The sequence below is a fragment of the Blautia intestinihominis genome (assembly GCF_040096655.1).
Lineage (GTDB): Bacteria > Bacillota > Clostridia > Lachnospirales > Lachnospiraceae > Blautia_A > Blautia_A intestinihominis.
In genome coordinates this window covers 37,411-48,954 of record NZ_JBBMEI010000027.1, presented here as the reverse complement: position 1 = coordinate 48,954, position 11,544 = coordinate 37,411, and the positions used below count along the sequence as shown (strand labels likewise).

Below are 11,544 nucleotides of genomic sequence, written 5' to 3'. Positions count from 1 at the left end.
TGGGAAATTCTTCTCAAAGGCAATGCAGAAAGAGCCAGTTGCGAATACGGAGGAAGTGTAATGCCGGAGGGAGTGGATTTTCCATTCCCTTCATTGCTTTTTCATGAAGGGCGCACTTATGGACAACCAGAGGTCGTCCGTATAAGTTTGCCACAGGTGGCAACCGGTCTGCGCTTATGCTTGCCGGGCTCGTTCCGTCGGCGGGGCTTTCAGCCAGACCTGCTCATGCCGCAGGAGGCACTCTTCGCCAGAGGGGCGCATTCCATGCAGGCTGTTATGCACAGGGCACTCTTACGCAGAGGGCGTTCCGGCAGATACCATTTTCTTTTTGGGAAAACGTTACCTGCCGGAAATCAAAGCCGGATACGGCAGAAAGGGGGAAACGGAGCATGGCGATTTTTCATTATACAGTAAAGATTGTTGGACGCAGCAAAGGGAAATCCATCATATCAGCATCTGCGTATCTCAATGGTGATGTGATGAAAAATGAAGAAACAGGCAGGATCAGCTACTACACTGCCAAAAAAGAAGTCGTTTATACCAGCCTGTTGATGTGTGAAAATGCACCACAGGAATGGCTGAACGTACCTGCTGAAAATATCAGACGGTTTCAGAAATCTGCCCGATATAAAAGAGCAGATAACAAAGATGCTGCACTGGGAAAATTTAAACTTACTTTTCAGAAACAGCGTTTATGGAATGAAGTTTTGAAGATTGAGAAGACCTCGGATGCACAACTCGGCAGGTCATTTGAATTTTCGCTTCCGAAAGAATGGAGCCGACAGGAACAGATTGATTATACAACTGAATATATTCAAAAGACCTTTGTAGATAAGGGAATGTGTGCGGACTGGAGTATCCACGATAAAGGAGATGGAAATCCCCATGTGCATTTACTTGTGACGATGCGACCATTCAATCCAGACCACTCATGGGGGAACAAAGAAATCAAGGATTGGGAGTTTGTCAGAGATGAAAATGGAAATATTGTGGTGGATGAATCCCATCCGGACTGGTGGCAGGATAAAAAGAACCCTGACCGTCATGGAATCCGAATCCCCGTACTTGATGAAAATGGAGTCCAGAAAGTCGGGACAAGGAACCGCAAACAGTGGAAACGTGTATTAACCGATGCTACCGGGTGGAACAATCCGAAAAATTGTGAGCTATGGCGGAGCGAATGGGCAAACGTCTGTAATGCACATTTGAAAACGGAAAATCACATTGACCATCGTTCTTATGCAAGGCAGGGAAAATTAGAGATACCGACGATCCATGAGGGCGCAGATGCCAGAAAAATTGACGAGAAATTTCAAAACGGACAGACATCCTCTACTTCATGGAAAGTAGAGGAAAACCAGATCATAAAAAGACAAAATGCACTGCTGGATAAAATACAGATTTCTTTTGGAAAAGTATCCAGTGCATTAACACAATGGAAGGAGCGATTGCGTGACATTAGAAGAAAGCCGGGAAGTCATTCCCATGATGGAGACAATGATAAACCAGATCGAGGAACAGCAGAATCTTATGGCAGAGATGGTACAGGAATTGCAGGAACGGGACAGGCAGCTCCTGTCTTTTCAGGAGCAGAACCAGAGTTTAAAAAGCTTAAACAGCGAATTATCCAGGCTGCTAAATCTTTTGCCAGATACAGAAGAACTGCTCTCACAGATCGAGCAACAGAAAACCAGAATCGAACAGTTGGAAAACGAGAATCAGCAATGGCAGGAATTAACGCAGAAGCTGAACAACGAGAACAGCTTATTGCAGAAACAGAACAGCGAATTGCTGACCTTAAACAGCAGATAGAGAAAGCGAGGGAGATCGATGAGCGAATGCAGAAACTTAGAGAACGTCGGGCAGGTGGAAGAACTTCTGCTGATGACCGAACAGATGCAGGACGAACTGGATCAGAAAGACCAGACAATCCAGGAACTAAACAGGCAGCTAAGCGAATCGCTGACCTTGAACGAGAAATTGAACAGCGAAAACAGAGCCGAGAATATCGAAGCATTGCGGACAAGATTAAGGCAAACAGAGGAACGATTGACCAGCGAGACAGACAGCAGGAAAAGAGCCGACGCAGAAGCCGTGGCATGGAAATTTAAGTATGAAAAAGCAGAGCAGGAAAAACTTTATGCACAGACACACCAAAAGACGGTAGAGGTAGCTGTTGAGAAAAAAGTGCCTTATGAGAAATGTGAAAAATGTGACCGTACTGCTTACCGGAAAGCAAAAGAAAAATGCGATAGCCGTAAAAGCCAGTTAGAAAAGAAATATAAAAATATGACGATTGGTTATGAAAGTATCTTGTTTCTACTGGCATGGTACAGCATAACAACAACACTGTTTACTGCGATTCTTTCGCCGGTTTTCCTTAACGACTGTATCGTCTTTTTCGGTGCGTTAGGAAAAGGAATGGGAAGTTTATTTCGGGAGTTTGTGACAGGTGCAGACTCTTTCGGACAGTTAAGCAGTGGAATACCTAACAGTATTCTTTCCGGGATTGTGTACTGGCTGATTGCCGGTACTGTCATGGCAATTTTATTCGTAATAACCGGGTGGCTGATAATCGGGATTGGTTATCAGGTAGGAAAAATCTACCGGAAATATTGTTGGGATATCATCAGTATCGTGGTAGCGATAACGAGTACAGCTGTTGTAATTTACTTTGGAGAATGGATTAAAAACGCTAATCCGATAAATCTTATTGTATTGCTATTACTGTCGCATATTATTTATATTGGAATCAGATGTTATGTGAAAGACTGGATGGAAGAACGAGGATATTATTAAAAGAGGATAGGGAAATTTCATAATCTTCCTGTCCTTAGTAAGGGACTATTGATTGTTTATATAAAGAAAAAGTATATAAATAAATCTTGACAATTAGTACGAACTCGGACTATACTATAAAAGTCCGGATTCGTACTAATTTAAGGAGAAAAAAGATGAGAAAAGATAATAATATGATAATACAGTTGCAACGATATTATGCTTTATGGAAAGAATGTACAGCAATGTATGAGGAATGGTCAAAGGATCAGGGACTGTCTTCAAATGGAGTTTTTGCTTTGTATTCATTTTATGAAAGTAATGGAAGATGCACGCAGAAAATGATAAGTGAAAAATGGAATATACCTAAGCAAACGGTAAATACGATACTAAAAGATTTTCAGAAAAAAGGATACATCAATATGGTATCTGATGATTCAGACAAGAGAAATAAGCTGATATGCCTCACAGAATCAGGAATGGAATATACGAAAGATATCATAGAAAAACTGCACTCAAAAGAAATATATGTAATCGAAAAAATGGGATTAGAGAATATAGAAAGTCTTAATGATAATACAGAGCTGTTTATCAGACTTTTCAAGGAAGGAGATTGTAAGAAAAATGAATCATAAATCATTATTTTTTAAATATGTTATTCCATCTATTATAGCATTTGCATTATCAGGAATATATGCGATAGTGGATGGATATTTTGTAGGCAATACCATAGGAGATGCTGGACTTTCGGCTATTAATATTGCATATCCGATTGAGGCTTTGATTCAGGCTCTTGGAACAGGAATTGGTATGGGAGGAGCTGTTTATTACTCAATTAATGCAGCAGAAAAGAAAGGAAAACGGGCAGAAGAATTTATTGCTACAAGCTGGTGGCTTCTTGTAATAGTAAGTGTTATCAGTACCATAATTATTTACTCCTTTTCGTCTAAAATTTTAGGATTGCTTGGAGCAGATGGAATTATATTAACAAATGCGACAGATTATATCAAAATTATAGCACTTGGAGCAATATTGCAGATTCTTGGAACTGGAATGATGCCATTCATTAGAAATTATGGAAACTCTTTCTGGTCAATGTTTGCGATGGTTGGTGGATTCATAACCAATATTGTTCTGGATTTTATCTTTGTATGGATATATGAAATGGGCATGAAAGGTGCAGCCACAGCTACAATAGCCGGACAGGGTGTGACTGCAGCAATTGCAATCATATACGCATTATATAATAAAAAGTTTTATGTGTATGTATCCTTAAAAAATGTAAAAGAAATGTGTGGCGCTATATTCAGAGTAGGTCTTGCACCATTTGGGCTAGCATTGACTCCTAATATTTCATTGGTGTTTATAAACCGATTCTCCGCTTCTTATGGGGGAGAAAAAGCTATTGCAACTTATGCATGTGTATCCTATATTATCTGTATCATATATCTCATATTGCAGGGCGTAGGTGATGGAAGTCAACCTTTAATGAGCCGTTTTTATGGTGAGAAGGATCAAGAAAGCCTGAGAGGAGTTCAGAGAATGGCATACATTTTTGCAATAATTCTTGCTGTTTGTGGTGGAATTATCATGTATGTAAACAGAGCAAATATTGGAGGGGTTTTCGGAGCTTCTTATGAAGTAAGTATTGAGATTTCTAAAATTGTACCTATATTTTTAGTGTCATTACCATTTGTTGCGATTACCAGAATAGCGACAGCTGGATTTTATGCTACTGAAAAAAGTGGATTGTCATACATTCTTACATTCATTGAACCAGTATTGATGCTGATATTTATGCTTGTTTTACCACCTTTATTTGGTGGACAGATTATGATATGGTGGAGTACGGTATTGGCACGTGTTTTTTCAGCGATTCTGGCATTCATACTAATAAAATATTGCGAAAAGGGAGATTTGCAATATGGAATACAGAAAATTTAACAATCAGATAGTAGCAAGAATAATCTAGGTTTATCTATTGTATTTTTAAGGACAGCCTCATAGCAATAGGGCTGTCCTTTTAAAATTATGAAGCTAATTTTTAATAAATTCTAGTAGATTTTGATTGGAATAATCATAACTCTAATGAATCTTCAGCATCTACCCACATCTGTAAATTCCCATCAAGATATAACCTTGCATATTCTAATGGCTCATCGATTGCAAGCGATGTCAAAGCACAATCAGATCCAGGTGTGGTTCTTAAATTTTTTTCTGCTTCCCAACAATCAATACGGAGTATATAGCCCGTATTAGTATATACATCAATGCTGTTGCACTGTGGATTGTATTCTGCAAATATTGTTCTCATCGTATCCCATCTCCTTATCATTTAATCAATCAGTAGTAGCAAAAATTAAGAAGCATTTCAATCAGTTCACCATGTCACTTTTATTTTGTGTTATACTGTCTTATAGATTTTTCTTGCCCTTGTATTTGCCCTTATCAGAGTGCATAAACACTGATGGGACGATATAACACAAGGGAAATAATAAGGGAAAGCTCACCTGCGACAAATCCAGTGTTTTCAAGGGGGTGCGAAGAATTTAATAATAAAATATAACAGTTATTAAATTTCTTAAAACAGGTGAAATCTCAATCGGAATTTATAAAGGAGAATATTGATGAAACTATTTTTATGTTCGCATTTTTCAAGTGTAGGAAGTCTGATAAAGGAAGAAATTGAAAATAAGAAAGTCGCATTTATTCCAACAGCTTCGCTGCGTGAAGGCTACACCGGTTATGTCGGCTCAGCTCGAAAATTATTCAAAAAGTTGGGAGCAATCGTAACTGAAATTGATATTTCAACGGAGGCTTATTCAACGATACAGTCTGTTTTTGAAGATGTAGATGTGATATATTTTACCGGCGGAAATTCTTTTTTTCTTATAGACCGGCTCCGTAAAACGGGAACTGATGGGCTGCTGAAAAAGGAATTGGCAAATGGAAAATTGATGATCGGCGAGTCGGCAGGCGCAATTATATGCGCTCCAAGCATCCAATATATCCAGCAAATGGATAAAAAGCCGGAGGACTACTCACAAGAAGATGATGCAGGGCTTGATTTGATTGATTTCTATGTTCTTCCGCATTATCTTACATCACCATTTAAGAAAGTTACCAAGAAAATAATGACTGAGTTTTCGGATTTGAATCTATGCCCAATTAACAACCGTCAGGGAATTGTAATTGACGGTGAAGGTTCAAAGGTTATTTGCAAAGACTAATTTGAAAATTCCAGTTTGCATATTTCTTAAAAAGATGTATGATATAAAAAAGCTCAGGAGGTTCAAATGAAATCACATAAATACTGGTCCATCGGTGCGCTGGTTTCCATGATCGGAACTTGCTACACCGGCTATAAGGATATGAAATCAGCACATAAATATTTTGCATTCAGTTCACTGATCTGCATGGCTATGGCCATTTACTCAGGTCATAAAATGATTTCTGGCAAATCCAGAAAAAAGAAAGAAGCTGCAGCTGAAGAATCTGCAGAATAATAAGAGGAATAGGGGAGTATTCCATTATATATAAGCCTGATGGAAAGGGGAGATTCCATCAGGCTCTTTCAAATCTACTCTTCCGTTTCTGGAAAAGATGGCTTATATCGTTTGTTTGCAGACTGTGGCACTACGATTTCAAAAAAATAATATCCCATATACCGAAGAGCTGCTTTTTTCTTCCGATAAAAACTTGCCCGGCTCATCCCCAGTTCAAGCATAATTTCCATGTCCGTCATTTTTCTGTGCCTGCAGAAGCAGCCATAAAGCACATCATAATATTCGCTTCCAACATTCGGGGTGAAATATTTTACCAATGTCATTGCCCGATTGACCATATCACAAAGTCCATAGATTAGAATGATATTATTTACTTCTTTTTTCAGTTTTCCTAAATTCATGCGGTAATCGTAAGCATCCATATACTGAAGAGCATAGGCCATATTCTCATTGATCTTTTCCTGACACTCCTGCTCTAATTCATCCAGAACCATCTGATTTTCCAAAATCAAATCCTGATAATTGTTCATCAGTGCTTTCATCTTTTCATAGTACAGATCCATTCTCTCTTCTGTATGTCGTGCTGCATTTAGCGTAATTTCTTTAAACGATCTAATCGCATAATCTCTCTCTGTCATTATCAAAATCTCCTTTTTTCGTATTGAATCGTCTCTCTCTGACGTTCTACACTCCCATCCCTGTGATTTTGACGGAAGCTCAATAAGAATTATTCTTGAGCAGAGCCACATCTGCATGGACAATATAGTGGGTATATTGTTTCATGGACATAGATGTAATGCCCTTATATGTCAATCTGAAAAGAGCAAAAGGGAAAGGTCAGCTCTTCTGCAGATCCCGTTTTCTTTCCTAAATCTTTACGCACTCTTGCGCTCCATAAACCACTTATCAAATTCATAATATAAATGGCATTCCTTACCATCTACCATTACAGTATACATAATTCCTGTACCACCCGCTTTCCGGCTGGCACAACGTTCTTTCGATTTTACTTTATCAATTAAATATTTAGTTCCATCTTCCCAAATAAATTCTATTGGCATCATTGCGCCTTCTGTGCTGAATTTTACAATGACTTCTACATAAACTTTGTTATCATTCAAAGCACTTACCTCCCATTGAAATATCCAACTGGATGAACGGTGTGGGATCCCTGTGCATCCAGGCTGGATAATATTTTATCCTGATGCATAAATGCTCTCTGGACACTGTGATATCCAAACCGTCGCCTGATATCATCTACTGCCCTGTCTAACTTCTCCTGTTTTTCCCGGCGCTGCTCATTCATAAATAAATCTAACTGCACCGGAACCTGTCCCATAACCAGATCATCTGCACGGATTCCAAGACTTCTGATCGGGCAAGGCCAATGATAATTCTCTCTAAAAAGCTGGTATGCTGCACTCATTATCTCATCTGTAATGTCTGTCGGCTCCTGCAGCTTTCTCTGCCTGGAGAAATGAAATAATCCATTATCACGAATCGAAATTGACACTACATTACATTTAAAACCATGTTTCCGCAGTCTGGCTGCGACACTTTCTGCCAATGCCATCAGAATAATCTGTACATCCTGATCATTTTCCAGATCTCTGGGTGCCGTTGTACTGTTGCCAATAGACTTTATCGGTGCCTGATATCCTTCTGCTGAAACTGGCGAATCATCCCAGCCATTCGCAAATGAATAAATGACAAGTCCCATTTTCCCAAGCTGCCATTCCAGAAAACTTGGATCTGTTCTTGCCAGTTCTCCGATTGTGCGAATACCATATTTCTGTAAAGTTCTATTCGTTGATCTTCCCACATATAGAAGATCTGACACTGGGAGTTTCCAAATCAAATCCTGATAATTCGCTTTATTAAATTCGGTTATTGCATCCGGTTTCTTATAATCGCTTCCTAGCTTAGCAAAAATTTTATTCCATGAGATTCCAATGCTTACAGTAATTCCCAATTCTTTTTTTACTCGTCTGCTTATCTCTTCCGCAATCATTCTTCCGTTACCTTTCAGTGAAGAACTTCCAGTAACATCAAGCCACGCTTCGTCGCAGCCATATGGTTCAATCTGATTCGTATACTCTGAATAGATTTCACGGAGCATAAATGAAAACTTCAAGTACAAATCCATTCTGGGTGGTACAAATATCAGATCTGGGCATACCTGTTTTGCCTGCCACAATGCCATGCCCGTCTTAACCCCGCTTCTCTTCGCAATATAATTCGCCGTCAATACAATTCCATGCCTCGCTTCAGGATCTCCTCCTACAGCTAATGGCTTACCAGCATATTCTGGATGATAAAGCATTTCCACACTAGCATAAAAACAGTTGGCATCACTGTGCAATATCGCTCTTTCCACATTTTCACCTTTCCTTTTTAGAACGTGTGTTCTTTTTCTATATAGTCATTATATATCGCTTTTAAATCTTTGTAAAGTAGCAGATATGTCGTTTTTATAGATTTTAACGCTATTATTGTTGATTTTTTATCTGTTATGGGTTATAGTATATATAGGGAATAAATACCTGCATATGGAGGTGTATGATGATAAAGAAAGATTTTGGATCCATTATCGCTAATAAAAGAAAAGAACGCAGACTGTCTCAACCACAACTGGCAGCTCTTCTGTGTGAAAGAGGATTAGATGTAAGAGCACATTCTATCAGTAAATGGGAAAAAAATGTAAACCTGCCAAATGTTTTACAGTTTTTTGCCCTCTGTGAGATTCTTGAGATTTCCGATATAAACAGAACATTCCAGATTGGAACGGATGAGAAACTTTTCTCCAAATTAAATGACGAAGGACAAGCCAAAGTTCTTGACTACATGAACCTATTAATGAAAAGTGGGGAATACGTTCGAGAAGAACCAATCATTTACCAATTTCCACGAAGAACTCTCAGTCTGTATGATCTCCCAGTTTCAGCTGGAACAGGACAATTCCTTGATTCCGACCGTTTCTCTGAAATTGAAGTTGGTGATGAAGTATCTTCCAGTGCTGACTTCGGTGTCCGGGTATGTGGTGACAGCATGGAGCCTCTCTATCTGGATGGACAGATCATCTGGATTCATAAACAAGAAACACTTGAAGAAGGAGAAATCGGTGTCTTCTTCCTTGATGGTGATGCTTATGTAAAGAAATACCATCAATCCGATTCCGGTATTCAGCTTATTTCTCTAAATAAAAAATATGCCCCTATCCAAGTCACTTCTGGATCCACATTAAAAACCTTTGGAAAAGTAGTTGGCTAATTTTAAAAGGCTAATGGTTCAGAACGAGGACCTGGATTATTTCGGACTCTGCAGTTCATTGAATGCGACTCCGGAACTAATGAGCTTTAAATTATACAGCCTGACAAAACGAGGCCAGGCTTATCATATGCCGATGGAGATTCAGAGCAATTTCCTGGCGAAATAAAGTAAATAAAGATCCTGTTCTATATATCATAGTATGAACAGGATCTTTTTATAATGATTTATTTTCTATCTAAAATTTTATTAAACCGACTAAAGACTCCATAGTTTGTGTGTTTGACTTACTGTTTATATCTATCTTCTCCTAAATATTTTTCTAGTCATTGCAATATAAAATTGCTTATACAGTCTCTTCCTTAAGAGTCCTGGTATTCTGGATAATATACAGAGCGACCGATATGACCATCATTATAGCGCACAAACCAATCAACAGATCTGATACCATCGGTGTAATGTGGAACCATATAATATGCACCGCTGCAGTTCCATATAATAAAAAGGTTACTATCTTTCCATGCCAGTCTGCACCATGTACTTTTCCTGTCTTTCGTATCACAAGACATCCACTGACTACCATATACAGCTCCTTACCTGCCATTATTACGATTAAAAGAAGCACATGCGGAAAACGAGTAAACAGACAGATTAACATCGCTGCCTGTGTCAGCTTATCAGCCACCGGATCAAGTATTTTTCCTAAATTACTAATCCTATGGAATCTTCTTGCGATATATCCATCAGCAAGATCCGTAAGACCAGACAGCAATAAGATTTCACCAGCTAACAGAGGATTTTTCTTTACACAATAACTCCATATAATTACCGGAATCAGACAAAGCCGAAAAAAAGAAAGAAGATTAGGAACCGTAATAATTCTATTCAAATTTTCTTCCTGATTCACTTCACTCTGCATGTACGGTCATCTCACTTTCCTTTTTTTTAGACATAAACCAATAAAATATAACACAAAATGCTAAAGCAAACACAACACCAAAAACATTTTGAATCACTCTAAGACTAACCGCTCCTTGTAGTCCATAAGTCTCTGCAGCAATGGCTAAAGCACCAAATGTGTTAAATACTGCCTGCCAGCCATATTGTGCTGAAAATCCTACACCGATTCCACCAAGAATTCCTATATATGCATAGATTGACGAAGGAAGCAGAAAATATAATACTGTAAAACATATAACACCTGCAATATTTCCGACAATCCTTTTACGGACTCTGTAGCGCATATCTTCCATAAACGGCAAAATCGCGGACATGGCCGCAATACCAGCCCACATTGCACGTGGCATATTACAAAGTTCTGCAATGCAAAGGACAATCGGTACGCATAAAATCTGACATATCTGCCATTTTGTTCTGGAAGAAGTGATATCAAATTCTTGTATCAGATCTTTCAGATTTCTTTTATAAGTTCTGTTTTTATGATTTCGATAAAATACGAAGCAGGTAAGTGCTGCACCTAAAGCCATTCCGACTAATCGCATCTGATAGCTTTTTCCCGTAACATCATAACCATATAGCAGCAGATACCCAAGAACCAATGTAGATTGATTAAACATGAATGGATTATGGCATCCGAACAGAATCAACACAGCCAGTGCCGCAATATTTAACAGCATTCCCAATACCGGTGAAAACTGATTTGCTAAATGCGGACATACAGTCATAATTACAAAGAACAAAGCCAAAAGCATCGTAGATTGTCCGGTGTGGATCCCCAGATCCGCATTTCTAAACACCATGAGACATAATAAGACTACTACACCTACAATGCTGTTCTCATTTCCAAATAGGATGCTGAAAATACTAACAAAGAAAAAACAAAATGCCATTGTAACAGCTATCTTCACCAGATATACCCACATATGATATAATTTTTCTTTTAGTGTTTCACTCTTTTTCAACAGTTTTTTAGAACCTGCCTGATTTAACTGCAACTCCTGATAAAATGTCATATAAATCCTCCCATCTTCTA

Annotated in this window: 15 protein-coding genes; 9 read left to right on the top strand and 6 right to left on the bottom strand. The window is 38.6% G+C overall.

Features of this window, described 5'->3' with window-relative positions:
- The 5 genes from WMO75_RS10030 to WMO75_RS10010 all read left to right on the top strand — a co-directional run.
- Nucleotides 1-414: hypothetical protein (locus WMO75_RS10030; protein WP_435378294.1), on the top strand; the 414-nt coding region annotated here is incomplete at its 5' end.
- Entirely contained in the window at nt 390-2,111 is a 1,722-nt protein-coding gene (locus WMO75_RS10025; RefSeq protein ID WP_009243741.1) for a MobA/MobL family protein, read from the top strand. The genes WMO75_RS10030 and WMO75_RS10025, both read left to right, overlap by 25 nt.
- Nucleotides 2,050-2,799, top strand: a complete 750-nt coding sequence (locus WMO75_RS10020) for a DUF6040 family protein (protein WP_009243742.1) — start codon at nt 2,050-2,052, stop codon at nt 2,797-2,799. The genes WMO75_RS10025 and WMO75_RS10020 overlap by 62 nt, the downstream gene beginning before the upstream one ends.
- A gap of 155 nt (nt 2,800-2,954) precedes the next feature.
- Nucleotides 2,955-3,413, top strand: a complete 459-nt coding sequence (locus WMO75_RS10015) for a MarR family transcriptional regulator (RefSeq protein WP_108817235.1) — start codon at nt 2,955-2,957, stop codon at nt 3,411-3,413.
- Nucleotides 3,403-4,722 (top strand): MATE family efflux transporter, encoded by a 1,320-nt coding sequence (locus WMO75_RS10010; protein ID WP_002595210.1) that lies wholly within the window; start codon nt 3,403-3,405, stop codon nt 4,720-4,722. The genes WMO75_RS10015 and WMO75_RS10010 overlap by 11 nt, the downstream gene beginning before the upstream one ends.
- Nucleotides 4,723-4,855: 133 nt before the next feature.
- On the opposite strand, the gene WMO75_RS10005 is transcribed toward WMO75_RS10010, so the two are convergent.
- Nucleotides 4,856-5,092 (bottom strand): DUF6061 family protein, encoded by a 237-nt coding sequence (locus WMO75_RS10005; RefSeq protein WP_002578301.1) that lies wholly within the window; start codon nt 5,090-5,092, stop codon nt 4,856-4,858.
- A 313-nt stretch (nt 5,093-5,405) separates the two neighbouring features.
- Here WMO75_RS10005 and WMO75_RS10000 point away from each other — a divergent pair, with 313 nt between their 5' ends.
- Complete coding sequence (locus WMO75_RS10000) at nt 5,406-6,008, top strand: Type 1 glutamine amidotransferase-like domain-containing protein (RefSeq protein ID WP_349077975.1); 603 nt, start codon at nt 5,406-5,408, stop codon at nt 6,006-6,008.
- Nucleotides 6,009-6,074: 66 nt separating this feature from the next.
- Entirely contained in the window at nt 6,075-6,284 is a 210-nt protein-coding gene (locus WMO75_RS09995; RefSeq protein ID WP_005421572.1) for a DUF6219 family protein, read from the top strand.
- A 74-nt stretch (nt 6,285-6,358) separates the two neighbouring features.
- Here WMO75_RS09995 and WMO75_RS09990 read toward each other — a convergent pair whose 3' ends face one another.
- The 3 genes from WMO75_RS09990 to dinB form a co-directional block, all read right to left on the bottom strand.
- Nucleotides 6,359-6,922: an ArpU family phage packaging/lysis transcriptional regulator gene (locus WMO75_RS09990; RefSeq protein WP_118331542.1), complete on the bottom strand. Its 564-nt coding sequence runs from the start codon at nt 6,920-6,922 to the stop codon at nt 6,359-6,361.
- Between the two features lie 237 nt (nt 6,923-7,159).
- Nucleotides 7,160-7,405 carry a hypothetical protein gene (locus tag WMO75_RS09985; RefSeq protein ID WP_330386437.1) on the bottom strand — a complete coding sequence of 82 codons (246 nt, stop codon included), beginning with the start codon at nt 7,403-7,405 and terminating at the stop codon, nt 7,160-7,162.
- A gap of 5 nt (nt 7,406-7,410) precedes the next feature.
- Nucleotides 7,411-8,661 (bottom strand): DNA polymerase IV, encoded by a 1,251-nt coding sequence (dinB, locus tag WMO75_RS09980; RefSeq protein WP_303224050.1) that lies wholly within the window; start codon nt 8,659-8,661, stop codon nt 7,411-7,413.
- A gap of 185 nt (nt 8,662-8,846) precedes the next feature.
- Here dinB and WMO75_RS09975 point away from each other — a divergent pair, with 185 nt between their 5' ends.
- Entirely contained in the window at nt 8,847-9,554 is a 708-nt protein-coding gene (locus WMO75_RS09975) for a S24 family peptidase (RefSeq protein WP_349077973.1), read from the top strand.
- Between the two features lie 13 nt (nt 9,555-9,567).
- Nucleotides 9,568-9,720, top strand: a complete 153-nt coding sequence (locus WMO75_RS09970) for a hypothetical protein (protein ID WP_005421564.1) — start codon at nt 9,568-9,570, stop codon at nt 9,718-9,720.
- A 177-nt stretch (nt 9,721-9,897) separates the two neighbouring features.
- On the opposite strand, the gene WMO75_RS09965 is transcribed toward WMO75_RS09970, so the two are convergent.
- Together WMO75_RS09965 and WMO75_RS09960 are read right to left on the bottom strand one after the other, a co-directional pair.
- Nucleotides 9,898-10,470 (bottom strand): CDP-alcohol phosphatidyltransferase family protein, encoded by a 573-nt coding sequence (locus WMO75_RS09965; RefSeq protein WP_055057096.1) that lies wholly within the window; start codon nt 10,468-10,470, stop codon nt 9,898-9,900.
- Nucleotides 10,460-11,524, bottom strand: a complete 1,065-nt coding sequence (locus WMO75_RS09960) for an FUSC family protein (protein ID WP_173771334.1) — start codon at nt 11,522-11,524, stop codon at nt 10,460-10,462. The genes WMO75_RS09965 and WMO75_RS09960 overlap by 11 nt, the downstream gene beginning before the upstream one ends.
- Nucleotides 11,525-11,544: the final 20 nt, after the last annotated feature.